Source organism: Marinactinospora rubrisoli, assembly GCF_042664915.1.
Classification (GTDB): Bacteria; Actinomycetota; Actinomycetes; order Streptosporangiales; family Streptosporangiaceae; genus Marinitenerispora; species Marinitenerispora rubrisoli.
Genome location: NZ_JBHTBH010000001.1, coordinates 300,614 through 313,316 on the forward strand (window position 1 = coordinate 300,614; position 12,703 = coordinate 313,316).

13 protein-coding genes are annotated in these 12,703 nt (G+C 73.6%); 10 read left to right on the forward strand and 3 right to left on the reverse strand.

Features of this window, described 5'->3' with window-relative positions; all coding sequences use genetic code 11:
- Positions 1-194 precede the first annotated feature (194 nt).
- Entirely contained in the window at positions 195-965 is a 771-nt protein-coding gene (locus ACFQRF_RS01385; protein ID WP_379868146.1) for a winged helix family transcriptional regulator, read from the reverse strand.
- 114 nt (positions 966-1,079) lie between these two features.
- Here ACFQRF_RS01385 and ACFQRF_RS01390 point away from each other — a divergent pair, with 114 nt between their 5' ends.
- The 8 genes from ACFQRF_RS01390 (at position 1,080) to ACFQRF_RS01425 (ending at position 8,864) form a co-directional block, all read left to right on the forward strand.
- Positions 1,080-1,340 (forward strand): MoaD/ThiS family protein, encoded by a 261-nt coding sequence (locus ACFQRF_RS01390; RefSeq protein ID WP_379868147.1) that lies wholly within the window; start codon positions 1,080-1,082, stop codon positions 1,338-1,340.
- Positions 1,341-1,466: 126 nt separating this feature from the next.
- Positions 1,467-1,688: a glutaredoxin family protein gene (locus ACFQRF_RS01395; RefSeq protein WP_379868148.1), complete on the forward strand. Its 222-nt coding sequence runs from the start codon at positions 1,467-1,469 to the stop codon at positions 1,686-1,688.
- 227 nt (positions 1,689-1,915) lie between these two features.
- Positions 1,916-2,608 (forward strand): redox-sensing transcriptional repressor Rex, encoded by a 693-nt coding sequence (locus ACFQRF_RS01400; protein WP_379868149.1) that lies wholly within the window; start codon positions 1,916-1,918, stop codon positions 2,606-2,608.
- Between the two features lie 84 nt (positions 2,609-2,692).
- On the forward strand, positions 2,693-4,144 hold the full coding sequence (locus ACFQRF_RS01405) for a glutamyl-tRNA reductase (protein WP_379868150.1): 1,452 nt from the start codon (positions 2,693-2,695) through the stop codon (positions 4,142-4,144).
- Positions 4,145-4,146: 2 nt separating this feature from the next.
- Complete coding sequence (hemC, locus tag ACFQRF_RS01410) at positions 4,147-5,097, forward strand: hydroxymethylbilane synthase (RefSeq protein ID WP_379868151.1); 951 nt, start codon at positions 4,147-4,149, stop codon at positions 5,095-5,097.
- Positions 5,098-5,163: 66 nt separating this feature from the next.
- Complete coding sequence (locus tag ACFQRF_RS01415) at positions 5,164-6,837, forward strand: bifunctional uroporphyrinogen-III C-methyltransferase/uroporphyrinogen-III synthase (RefSeq protein ID WP_379868152.1); 1,674 nt, start codon at positions 5,164-5,166, stop codon at positions 6,835-6,837.
- Positions 6,838-7,106: 269 nt separating this feature from the next.
- Complete coding sequence (hemB, locus tag ACFQRF_RS01420; protein WP_379868153.1) at positions 7,107-8,090, forward strand: porphobilinogen synthase; 984 nt, start codon at positions 7,107-7,109, stop codon at positions 8,088-8,090.
- A 99-nt stretch (positions 8,091-8,189) separates the two neighbouring features.
- Entirely contained in the window at positions 8,190-8,864 is a 675-nt protein-coding gene (locus ACFQRF_RS01425) for a bifunctional DNA primase/polymerase (RefSeq protein ID WP_379868154.1), read from the forward strand.
- Here the strand turns inward: ACFQRF_RS01425 and ACFQRF_RS01430 are convergent.
- Positions 8,861-9,142 (reverse strand): helix-turn-helix domain-containing protein, encoded by a 282-nt coding sequence (locus tag ACFQRF_RS01430; protein ID WP_379868155.1) that lies wholly within the window; start codon positions 9,140-9,142, stop codon positions 8,861-8,863. The genes ACFQRF_RS01425 and ACFQRF_RS01430 overlap by 4 nt on opposite strands.
- Positions 9,143-9,543: 401 nt before the next feature.
- A complete protein-coding gene (gene rraA / locus ACFQRF_RS01435; RefSeq protein ID WP_379868992.1) occupies positions 9,544-10,047 on the reverse strand; it encodes a ribonuclease E activity regulator RraA in 504 nt (167 codons plus the stop codon).
- A gap of 271 nt (positions 10,048-10,318) precedes the next feature.
- Here rraA and hemL point away from each other — a divergent pair, with 271 nt between their 5' ends.
- The gene (hemL, locus tag ACFQRF_RS01440) at positions 10,319-11,611 is read left to right on the forward strand and encodes a glutamate-1-semialdehyde 2,1-aminomutase (protein WP_379868156.1); all 1,293 of its coding nucleotides are present in this window, start codon (positions 10,319-10,321) and stop codon (positions 11,609-11,611) included.
- A gap of 116 nt (positions 11,612-11,727) precedes the next feature.
- The gene (locus tag ACFQRF_RS01445; protein WP_379868157.1) at positions 11,728-12,684 is read left to right on the forward strand and encodes a LysR family transcriptional regulator; all 957 of its coding nucleotides are present in this window, start codon (positions 11,728-11,730) and stop codon (positions 12,682-12,684) included.
- Positions 12,685-12,703: the final 19 nt, after the last annotated feature.

Consider the following 12,703-nt stretch of genomic DNA (forward strand, 5'->3'; position numbering starts at 1 on the left):
CGTCGGCGCGGCACGGCCGCCGTGCGAGTGGCGGCCGTGCGATGCCGATGCTGCAGTATCCTAGGCGCTCCGCTCCGTGAACACGAGGCCCCGGCGAGCGAAATCGCGACGACGGCCGCCGGTCCCGGCCGTGACACGGCGGTGACGGCGGTGGCACCGTGCCGCCGTCCGCGGCCGAACTCCCGCGCGGCTCGCTAGCGGCTCGGGACCGCGCGCTTCGCCTGAGCGGGCTGCTCACCGGCCGCCGGGCGGGCCGCCTCCTCGCTGGCCGCCTTGGACGCGGGGTCGGGGACGAACCGGTAACCGACGTTGCGCACCGTGCCGATGAGCGACTCGTACTCGGCGCCGAGCTTGGCGCGCAGCCGGCGCACGTGCACGTCGATGGTCCGCGTGCCGCCGAAGTAGTCGTACCCCCAGACCTCCTGGAGCAACTGGGCCCGGGTGAACACCCGCCCGGGGTGCTGCGCCAGGAACTTCAGCAGCTCGAACTCCTTGAAGGTGAGGTCCAGGATCCGGCCGCGCAGCCGTGCGATGTAGGTGGCCTCGTCGATGGTGAGGTCACCGCGACGGATCTCGTCGGGATCGTCGCCGGAGCTCTCGGCCTGGCCGATGGCCAGCCGCAGCCGCGCCTCGACCTCGGCCGGGCCGGCGGTGGTGAGCACGAAGTCGGTGACCTGCCAGTCCGAGGTGAGGGCCGCGACCCCGCCCTCGGTCAGGATCGGGATGAGCGGGCAGTCCAGGCCGGTGGTGCTGAGCAGCCGGCAGAAGTTGCGTACGGCGGCGAGGTCGGAACGCGCGTCCACCAGCACGGCGTCCACGGCCGCCCCGCCGCGGTCGCCACCGGACGTGAGCAGCGCGCTGGCCTCGGCGGGCGCGACGCGCACCGAGTGCAGCAGCAGACCGAGCGCGGGTAGGACCTGGTCGGACGGTTCGTTGGAGTTCGTCAGTAACAGCAGGTGGCTCATGCGTCTCTTCCCGTCACCCCGCGGTAGCGGCTGAAGCGGTCGGTTCGGAAGCGCCGTTGCCCCCGGTGAGAATCATCTGAATTAGCCTCCGAGAAATCCAAGGATAATCAATCGATGGTGAGCGGAACCATTCGGTACTGGGCTGCGGCCAAAGAAGCCGCAGGAGTGGCGGAAGAGACCTACACGGCGGCGAGTCTCGCCGAGGCGCTGGACGGCGTCCGGGAGCGGCACCGCGGCAACGAGCGGCTGCTGGCGGTGCTGCGCCGGTCGTCGTTCCTGGTCGACGAGCGTCCGGTCGGCAGACGGGCGCACGCGGAGGTGCCTCTCAGCGAGGGCGGCAGCATCGAGGTGCTGCCGCCCTTCGCCGGGGGCTGACCGGGCCCACGGGGCGGCCCGCAACGCCGCGCCGGGGCAGGAATCGGACGCGGCCCGGCGGAATCACGACGAAAAGAAAAGGGAGCGGTGGACGCAGTGTCCGGAACACCGGTGCACAGGATCGTGATGCTCGGGAAACCCGGCTGCCATCTCTGCGACGAGGCGCTCGGCGTCATCGAACGGGTGGCCGGCGACGTCGGCGTGTCCTACGAGGTGCGCGACATCACCACGGCCGCCCCGGAGGAACAGGAGGAGTACTGGGACAAGATCCCGGTCACGTTCGTCGACGGCGAGCGGCACGACTTCTGGCGCGTCAGTGAGCGGCGGCTGCGGGCGGCGCTGGCGTGACCCGGGGCGGAGGGCCCGCTCCGTGATGGCAGGAACGGGCGGTGTTCGCGCGGGTGAGCGGGCTGTTCACCGGACGCGGCCCCCACTTTGTGCGCGCATTCACAAGGGCGTAACCTTAGGGCCAAAATCCATGCGGCCGTGGCCGGCGAACCGGCGGTCCACTCCTGGCGGAGCGGACCGGCGCCCGCCCACCCGCACTGCCGACCGCTGCCCAGGAGCGCACGCCTGTGACCCGCCGTACCCCACGGCCCCGGGAGAGGGGAATCCCCGAGGCGACAGTCGCGAGGCTCCCGGTGTACCTGCGCGCGCTCCAGTCCCTCACTGAACGGGGAACGCTGACCGTCTCCTCCGGGGAACTCGCCTCCATCGCCGGGGTCAACTCCGCGAAGCTGCGCAAGGACCTGTCACATCTCGGGTCGTATGGGACGCGTGGTGTCGGGTACGACGTCGAGTACCTGATCTACCAGATCTCCCGTGAGCTTGGTCTCACCCAGGACTGGTCGGTGGCCATCGTGGGCGCCGGCAACCTGGGGCGGGCCCTGGCGAACTACGGGGGTTTCGGCACCCGCGGGTTCCGCATCGCGGCGCTCTTCGACGCCGATCCGGCGGTGGTGGGCGACGAGGTCGCGGGGCTCTCGGTGCGGCATATTGACACCCTGGAGGACGTTGTCTCGGTGGAGAAGGTCTCCATCGGCGTCATCGCCACTCCGGCCGCCGCCGCGCAAGGGGTGTGCGACCGCTTCGTGAGCGCCGGAGTCACCAGTGTGCTCAACTTCGCGCCGGTGGTGCTGAGTGTGCCGGACGGTGTGGATGTGCGTAAGGTCGATCTGTCGATCGAGCTCCAGATTCTGGCCTTCCACGAGCAGCGGAAGGCCGACGGCCACGAGGGGCCGGGGTGGATCGGAGCGTTGGAGGCGTGAGATGACCACCAGTCGGCACCGCGACCGCACGGGTCCTCCTCCCGTCGTACCAGGCGTCGCAGTGACGCGTGCTTTGGAGTGCAGATGAGTGTCCTCGCCGTTGGGCTGAGCCACCGCAGCTCGCCCGTGGCGCTATTGGAACGCGTCGCGCTGAGCGGCGAGGCGCGCCGTAAGGCCATGTCCGAGATGGCCGGGGCCGACGCGGTCAACGAGGTGATGATGGTCGCCACGTGCAACCGCGTCGAGATCTACGCCGACGTCGAGAAGTTCCACCCCGGTCTGGCGGCCATCTCCGAACTGCTCTCCTGGCACACCGGCGTGGCGCTGGCCGACCTCACCCGGCACCTGTACGTGCACTACGAGGAGCGCGCGGTCCAGCACCTGTTCTCCGTGGCATGCGGGCTGGACTCCATGGTCGTCGGCGAGGGCCAGATCCTCGGGCAGGTGCGCGCCGCCGTGAAGGAGGCGCAGGGGAACGGCACGCTCGGCCGGGTGCTCAACGACCTCGGCCAGCGCGCCCTGCGCGTCGGCAAGCGGGCGCACACCGAGACGCACCTCGACCACGCGGGCGCCGACATGGTCAGCCTCGGCCTGCTCGTCGCCGGCCGCCACCTTCCGGCCGCCTCCGGCCGTTCCGCCGCCCCCGCCGACCCCCGCTGCCCGCACGCCCCCGCCGGGCCGACCGGCGCCGACGAGGTCGCCGCGGCCCTCCCGCACCCCGAAACGCTCGCCGGTCAGCGCGTGCTGGTGCTCGGCGCCGGGTCCATGAGCGCGCTGTCGGCCAACACGGTCGCCCGGCAGGGCGCCAGCTCCGTCGTGGTCGCCAACCGCACCTTCGAGCGCGCCGCGCGGCTGGCCGAGTGCCTCACCGAGGCCTACGAGCCGCTGCGCAGCCGCGCCGTGGCCTTCGAACACGCGGCCGGCGAGCTGGCCGAGGCCGACCTCGTCATCTCCTGTACCGGGGCGCAGGGCCTCGTGCTGACCAGGGACGACGTGGCCGCTGCGGCCGAACGCCGCGGTGGGCGGCCGCTCGTGCTGCTCGACCTCGCGCTGCCCCGGGACGTCGACCCCGCCGTCCGTGACCTCCCAGGCGTCGCGCTGGTCGACATCGAGGACCTGCGGCAGGCCAGCGCCGAGGGCGCGGGCGAGGCCGCCGGCACCACCGCCGACATCGCCGCCGTCCGCGAGATCGTGACGGAGGAGGTCGCCGAGTACCAGGCCGTGCGCCGCGCCGAACTCGTCGCCCCGACCGTGGTCGCGCTGCGCAGCAAGGCGCAGACCGTGGTCGACACCGAGCTGTCCCGGCTGCACGGGCGGCTGCCCGGCCTCGACGACCGGGCGCGCGGCGAGATCGACCACGCCGTGCGGCGGGTCGTCGACAAGCTGCTGCACCAGCCGACCGTCCGGGTGAAGCAGCTCGCCTCCGCGCCCAACGGCGGCACCTACGAGGCCGCGCTGCGCGAGCTGTTCGACCTCGATCCGCACAAGCCGGACGCGGTCACCCGGGTCGACCCCGCGTCCGCCGAGGAGGGCTGACCATGAGCTCCGCGACCGCCCGTCTCGGAACGCGGCGCAGCAACATGGCCACGACGCAGTCGCGCGCGGTGGCCGACCTCATCACCGCGCGCACCGGGGTCCCGATCGAACTCGTGCCCATCACCAGCTTCGGCGACGTCACGCGCGCCCACCTCACCCAGCTGGGCGGTACCGGGGTGTTCGTCAGCGCCCTGCGTGACGAACTCGCCGCGGGGCGGATCGAGTTCGCCGTGCATTCCCTCAAGGACCTGCCGACCGCGCCCGCCGAGGGCCTCGCCCTCGCGGCGGTCCCCGAGCGCGATGACCCGCGCGACGCGCTGTGCGCCCGCGACGGCCTGAAATTCGCCGACCTCCCGGCCGGCGCCCGGATCGGCACCGGATCGCCACGCCGGGCCGCGCAGCTCGCCGTGCTCCGCCGCGACCTCGTGTTCGTGCCCATCCGTGGTAACGCCGAGACCCGCCTGGCCAAGGTGTCCGCGGGCGAGGTGGACGCCGTGGTGCTCGCCTACGCGGGTCTCGGCCGGATCGGCCGGCTCGACGACGTCACCGACGTGTTCGAGCCCGAGCAGGTGCTGCCGGCGCCCGGTCAGGGGGCGCTCGCCGTGGAGTGCCGTGCCGCCGACGCCGACGGCCCGCTGCGGTACCTCGCGGCCGTCGACCACGCCGAGACCCGGATCTCCGTCACCGCCGAGCGCACGGTCCTGGCCGAGCTGGAGGCCGGCTGCGCCGCGCCGGTCGGGGCGCACGCCGAGTGCCACGACGGCCGGCTGCGGCTGCGCGCCGCGGTCGTGGCCGTCGACGGCAGCGAATCCGTGCGCGGCGAGCGCGCCGTGGACCTGCCCGAGCCACCGGGCGCGGCCGTCGAGGCGGCCGCGGAGCTGGGGCGTGCGCTCGCCCGGGAAATGATCGCACGGGGGGCCGACCGCATCGTGGCCGCCGCCGCGCGGGCCTGAGAGCGACCGCCGGCGCCCGTCCCGCGCCGAACAAGGGGACGCCGGCAGGAAGAGGAGCGAGAGTACGTGAACCCGCAGAGTGAGAACCGCGAGCCGCGGCCTGACACCCCGACCGCGCGCGCCGGTCACGTGACCCTGCTGGGGGCCGGACCGGGCGACGCGGAGCTTCTGACGCTGCGGGGCGCCGCGCTGCTCGCCAAGGCCGACGTGGTCTTCACCGTCCGCGAGCCCGGACCGGAACTCGCCAAGCACCGCGCCGGGCTGCTGCGGCACTGCCGGCCCGGCGTCACGGTGGTCGACCCCGCCGAGTGCGGCGAGGACGTCGACACCGTGGTGCTCGCCTACGCCCGCGACGGCAACCGCGTGGTGCGGATGTACAGCGGCGACCCGCTGCTGGGCTGCCGCGGCGCGCACCTGGCCGACGCCTGCCGCGCGGCCGGTGTCGAGTTCGAGATCGTCCCCGGCCTGTCGTCGATCTCCGCGGTCCCCGCCTACGCCGGGGTGCCGCTGCTGCCCCCGGGGATCGGCGAGCTGCGCGTGGTCAACGCCCGGGACCCCGAGCCCGACTGGGACCGGCTCGCCGAGGGCGACGCGACGCTGGCCGTCATGTTCCCCGACCTCGCCGGTGAGGGAGACCCGCGGCACGGCTTCGACCGGGTCTGCAAGTCGCTGATCGCCGGTGGCCGGCCGGACGACACGCCCGTCGCGGTCACCCGCATGGGCAGCACCACCGAGCAGACGACGGTCGTCTCCACGCTGGCCCGGCTCACCGCGGACCTCAAGGCCGCCGACGCCAAGGGCAACAACGTCACCACTCCGGCGCTGCTCATCGTCGGTGAGGGGGTGCGCGAGCAGCCGCGGCTCTCCTGGTTCGAGACCCGGCCGCTGTTCGGCTGGCGGGTGCTGGTGCCGCGCACCAAGGAGCAGGCCGCCAGCCTCTCGGAACAACTGCGCGGGTACGGCGCGGTGCCCGAGGAGGTGCCGACCATCTCGGTGGAGCCGCCGCGCACGCCGCAGCAGATGGAACGCGCGGTGCGCGGCCTCGTCACCGGCCGCTACCAGTGGGTGGCGTTCACGTCGGTGAACGCGGTCAAGGCCATCCGCGAGCGGTTCGAGGAGTACGGGCTGGACGCCCGCGCGTTCGCCGGGGTGAAGGTCGCCGCCGTGGGCGAGCAGACCGCCGCCGCGCTGCGCGAGTTCGGGATCCAGCCGGATCTCACCCCGCCGGTCGAGCGGCAGTCCGGCGCCGGGCTGGTCGAGGTCTGGCCGCCCTACGACGCGGAACTGGACCCGATCGAGCGCGTGCTGCTGCCGCGCGCCGACATCGCCACCGAGACGCTCGCCGCCGGGCTGGCCGACCTGGGGTGGGAGGTGGACGACGTCACGGCCTACCGCACCGTGCGGGCCGCGCCGCCGCCGGCCCCCATTCGCGAGGCCATCAAGGGCGGCGGCTTCGACGCCGTGCTCTTCACGTCCTCGTCCACGGTCCGCAACCTCGTCGGGATCGCCGGCAAGCCGCACAACACCACTGTGATCGCGGTGATCGGGCCGGAGACCGCCAAGACCGCCGAGGAGTTCGGGCTGCGCGTCGACGTCGTCGCCCCGAAAACCTCGGTTTCCGCCCTCGCGGCGGCGCTTTCGGAGTACGGTGCCGCTCAGCGGGCCGCCGCCATCGAGGCGGGCAAGCCCGTCCTGCGGCCGAGCCAGAAGCGCCGCGGTCGGCGCCGCAAGACCCTCTGACCGGTCGCCGCGGCGGATGGACCGGCGACGGACACGGGCACTGCCGCAGCACCGGGACGAGCGCCCGTGAACGCCGACGGCGATCGCGGGTACGGAACCAGGAGCAGGAGGAGGGCGCGCGCCCTCGTCAGAACCCGACCGGCGGACCCGGCCGGAGCACACCGCACCCCGGTGCGGCGACCGGACCGGGACGCCGCGCCGATTCGCCGCACCGATCCGGTCCGGCCGCCGCACACGGCCGGGCCGTCCGAGCAGGGAGTGAACCCGCCATGACCGCGCGATTCCCCGTGGCCCGCCCGCGCCGGCTGCGTCGCACGCCGGCTCTGCGACGGCTGGTGGCCGAGACCCGGGTCCGTCCGGAGGATCTCATCCTGCCGATGTTCGTCAAGGAGGGCATCGACGCCCCCCGGCCGGTCGCCTCCATGCCCGGCGTGGTGCAGCACACCCGCGAGAGCCTGCGCAAGGCGGCGCACGAGGCGGCCGAGGTGGGCGTCGGCGCGCTGATGCTGTTCGGCATCCCGGAGTTCAAGGACGAGCGGGGCTCCGCGGCCGACGACCCGGCCGGTATCGTGCAGCAGGCGCTGCGGGACCTGAGCGGCGACCTCGGTGACGACATCGTCCTCATGGCCGACCTGTGCCTGGACGAGTTCACCTCGCACGGGCACTGCGGCCTGCTCACGCCCAGCGGCACGGTCGACAACGACGCCACCCTGGAGCGTTACGCGTCCATCGCCGTGGCCCAGGCCGCGGCCGGTGTCCACGTGGTCGCGCCCAGCGGGATGATGGACGGCCAGGTGGCGGCGATCCGCGCCGGGCTGGACGAGGCCGGCTACACCGAGATCCCGATCCTCGCCTACGCCGCGAAGTACGCCTCCGCCTTCTACGGGCCGTTCCGGGACGCCGCCGAGGGAGCGCCGAAGTTCGGCGACCGGACCGGCTACCAGCAGGACCCGGCGAACGTGCGGGAGGCGCTGCGCGAGGTGGAGCTCGACATCTCCGAGGGCGCCGACATGATCATGGTGAAACCCGGGCTGGCCTATCTCGACGTGGTCGCCAAGGTCGCCGAGATGGTCCGGGTGCCGGTGTCGGCCTACCAGGTCAGCGGCGAGTACGCCATGGTCGAGGCGGCGGCGCGTAACGGCTGGCTGGACCGGGAGCGCGCGATCCTGGAGACCCTCACCTCCTTCCGCCGGGCAGGGGCCCAGCAGATCCTCACCTACTGGGCCGCCGAGGCCGCACGGCTGCTGCGGTAGCCGGGAAGAGCGCTTCCCGGTCGGGCCTCGGGCCGAAGGTCGGGACGGGCGCGGACCACAGACCGACCGCTGACCACCGATCCCGACTGGAGGGCGACCATGGCCGACGTGCTGAGCAGGCGGAAACGCCGCCGGCAGGCTCCCAGCGGCATGCTCGACGCCGCGCTGGACTACGCCGCGCTGGGCTGGCCGGTCTGCCGGGGCGCCCGGCCGGACCGGTACGGTCCCCGGGCGTGCCTGTGCGACCGGCTGGGCTGTCCGGCCCCCGGAGCACATCCGTTGTCGGCCGCGTGGGGGCTGGAGGCCACGACCGACCCCGACACCGTGGCGCGCTGGTGGACGGCCAGCCCCGAGGCGAACATCATCCTGCCCACCGGCCGGGTGTTCGACGTGTTCGACGTACCGGCCGGCGCGGGCGTCATGGCCCTGGCGCGCATGGGGCGGTCGGGCGTCTCGGCGGGCCCGGTCGCCGTGCTCGACGCGGAGCGCTACCTGTTCTTCGTGGCCACCCGCGGCGCACCGGAGGACGAGGACGAGTGGTGGTCCTGCCGCCTGGACTGCGTCCCCGAGACCATCGACGAGACCCCGGGGCTGCGCTGGCACTGCCGGGACAGCTACGTCCTCGCGCCGCCGTCCCTGCTGCCGTCCGGCAACCAGGCGGCATGGATCCGCGGGCCCAGAGACGGCGCACGCACGGTCGGCCTCCCGGACCCCATCGTGGTGCTCGACATCCTCGCCGACGCCTGCGAGGAGTTCGCGCCGCGGGCCCGCTAGTGTTCCGGGTCGCGGGGCCGGCCCGGCCGTTCCTCGCCGGAGAGGGAGTCCAAGCCGCCGTCGATATAGCGGTCGCGCCATGTGCGCACCGTCCGCGGCCGGATACCCGGTCCCCGGGCGGCCCGCGCATCGGATCCGCCATCGCGGCAGCGCGGGACGATTCGCGCGCACCGCGCCATGAACCGCGCCGATATCCGTCGTCGGGCGATCCGCTCACGTGCGCAACGGTCGTTGTCACTGATCATCAATGGCCGTCTCACGAGGCCGGGCTGTGCCATGCGGGCATCGCGTCCTGATCACCGTCGAATCAACGACTCAGGACACTGGATCGCTGATCGGTGTTCGCCGAACCGGCTGTGGGCATGGTGAAGGGCGCCGACGATCGGTGCGTGACGATGAGCCGGTACGCCGTTCGCACCGCGCCGCACGTCCGTCCGGACGACCGCGTCCCGCCTTCGCCCGGCCGATCCGCGCGCTCAGCGCCGTGTCCCGGCACGGCCGGCTGAACGGTGCCCCCGTCAAGCGGTCGCCGAACGCTCGTGATCGCCGCCGACATGCCCCCGTCCACGATCCAGGCCGCCTCCCGCCTGGCGGCGACGAGTACCGCCCCACGCCGGAGTGCGGGGCCGACCACCGGGAGCACTACTTCGTCGAGGAGCCGACGTTCGCCGGACGCCCATCAGGCCGGCCCCAGCGGCCGGTCGCTGACGACGATCCCGTCCTCGTCGCCGTACAGCCAGGCGCCCGGAGTGAACACCGTGTTCCCGAAGACCACCGGCACATCCCGCACGCCCGCGCCGGTCTTGGCGGACTTGCGCGGGTTGGACCCCAGCGCCTTGACACCGAGGTCGAGACCGGCCAGCGCGGCGACGTCGCGGACCGCGCCGTGGATCACCACGCCCGCCCACCCGTTCCGGACCGCCGCCGCGGCGATCAGGTCGCCCATCAGCGCCGTGCGCAGCGAGCCGCCGCCGTCCACCACCAGCACCCGGCCGTCGCCCGGGGTGTTGAGCACCTCCTTCACCAGCGCGTTGTCCTCATGGCAGCGGATCGTCGCGATCGGCCCGTGGAACCGGGAACGCCCGCCGTACCGCCGGAACTGGGTCTCGCAACTGGTCAGCGCGTCGCCGTGGGCGTCGACGAGATCGGCGGTGGCGAAACCCCGCTCCGCGGCCGCTCGGATCTCTTCCCGCTCTGCCGCCGCTCGGGCCGATCCCCGCTCCGCGGCCGCTCGGATCTCTTCCCGCTCTGCCGCCGCTCGGATCTCTTCCCGCTCCGCGGCCGCTCGGATCTCTTCCCGCTCCGCGGCCGCTCGGGCCGGACCTTCGTGCTCCTCCTGCATGGCTCCTCCGTGACCGGGGCCGCTCTGTGGTGTGCGGACCCAACCTAGCCACCGGCCGCGGGCACGCCCGGGCCGGGCACCGGGTCGCCGGCGCGGCTGCCAGACTGGTCGCGTGGGTACTCATCAGATTTCGCAGCAGCTGTTCGAGCGTGCCGGCGCCGTCGTGCCCGGCGGGGTGAACTCTCCGGTCCGGGCGTTCGGCGCGGTGGGAGGGACGCCGCCGTTCATGGTGTCCGGCAAGGGGGCCTACCTCACCGACGTCGACGGCAACGGCTACGTCGACCTCGTCTGCTCGTGGGGACCGCTGATCCTCGGGCACGCGCACCCCGCCGTGGTCGAGGCGCTGGCCGAGGCCGCCGGCGCGGGCACCTCCTACGGCGCGCCCACCCCCGGGGAGGTGGAGCTGGCCGAGGAGATCGTGGCCCGCACCCCCGTGCGAAAGGTCCGGCTGGTCAATTCCGGAACGGAGGCGACCATGTCGGCGATCCGGCTGGCCCGCGGCGCGACCGGCCGCGGCAAGGTGGTGAAGTTCGCCGGAAACTACCACGGGCACGTCGACGCGCTGCTGGCCGCCGCCGGGTCCGGCGTGGCGACGTTCGGCCTCCCCGACTCGCCCGGCGTCACCGGCGCCAGCGCCGCCGACACCATCGTGCTGCCGTACAACGACATCGCCGCCGTCGAGCGGGTGTTCGCGGAGGCCGGGGCGGAGATCGCCTGCGTCATCGCCGAGGCGTGCCCGGCGAACATGGGCGTGGTGCCCCCCAAGAACGACTTCAACGCCCGGCTGCGCGAGATCACCGCCCGGCACGGCGCGCTGCTGGTGCTGGACGAGGTGCTGACCGGGTTCCGGGTCAGCCCGTCCGGCTGGTTCGGGCTTGAGGGAGTGGAGCCCGACCTCATGACCTTCGGCAAGGTGATGGGCGGCGGGCTGCCGGCGGCGGCGTTCGGCGGCCGGGCCGACCTCATGGACCAGCTCGCCCCGGCCGGGCCCGTCTACCAGGCCGGCACGCTCTCGGGCAATCCGCTGGCCACCGCGGCGGGGCTGGCCACCTTGCGCAACGCGACCCCCGAGGTCTACGCGCACATCGACCGCGCCGCCGGGCTGGTCGCCGACGCGGTCGCCGCCGAGCTGACCGCCGCGGGCGTCCCGCACCGGGTGCAGCGCGGTGGCAGCCTGTTCACGGTGTTCTTCACCGACGCCGAGGTGACCGACTTCGACGGCGCCCGCGCGCAGAACACCGCCCGGTTCGCGGCGTTCTTCCACGCCATGCTGGACCAGGGCGTGTACCTCCCGGCGGCGGCGTTCGAGGCGTGGTTCTTCTCGGCGGCCCATGACGACGCGGCACTGGACCGGGTGATCTCCGCGCTGCCGCGCGCGGCGCGTGCCGCCGCCGCAGTGGATTGACGGCGGCACGGGCGGTCAGGGGGGGGGGCGGACCCGGGTCCGCCCCCCCTGACCGCCGCGCAGAAGAGCTGTACGGTGGTCTGGGATTCGATTAAGCGGATCTTTAGACTCGTGCCATGTTGGATCTCGACCGGCTCCGGGCACTGAACGCGGTCGCCGAGTACGGATCGGTGAGCGCCGCCGCCGACGTTCTCGGGATCACCACCTCCGCCGTCTCCCAGCAGATCGCCAAGCTGGAACGGGAGACCGCCTCCCGGCTCCTGGAACGCAGCGGCCGGGGCGTCCGGCTGACCGACGCCGCCCACCTGCTGGTGCGGCACGCCGAGCGCATCCTCGCCCTGGTCGCCGAGGCCGAGGCCGATCTGGAGGCGCAGCGCGGCAGCGTCGTCGGGCGGCTCCGCGTCGCGGCGTTCCCCACGGCCGCGCGCGGCATCATGCCCCGGGTGCTCGGCGACGTCGCCGAGCGGCACCCGCAGCTGACCACCCGGCTCTTCGAGGCCGATCCCAAGGTCGCGCTGCCGCAGGTGCAGCGCGGGGAGTTCGACCTCGCCATCGTGCACGACTGGCAGGGCTCGCCACTGCCGATCCCCGACGGCCTGGAGAAGGCTCCGTTGCTGGACGACCCGGCCGAGGTCGTGCTGCCGGCGGGGCACCCGCTGGCCGGCTCGTCCTCCGTGGAGCTGACCACCCTGGCCGAGGAGTCGTGGATCTGCGCGCCGCCCGGCGACATCTGCCAGGTCTGGCTGACCCAGCGGCTGCGGCAGAGCGGGGTCGAGCCCAGGATCGAGCACGATGTCGCGGAGTACCCCACCCAGCTCGCCATGGTCGCCGCCGGACTCGGCATCGCCATCCTGCCCCGGCTCGGCCGCGGCATCCTGCCGCCCGCCGTGGTGACCGTCCCGGTCCGGCCGGTGCTCGTCCGCCATCTCTACGTGGTGTGGCGCGCCGAGGCCGCGCGGCGGCCGGCCGTCCAGGCGGTGGTGGCGGCGATGCGCACGGCGGTCGCTAACGTTGAAGAGCCGCAGATGGCGAGCCCGCCGTCGGCGGAGTCCGCCATCGACAGCGCGAAGTGAACCGAAGGGAAACGGTCCC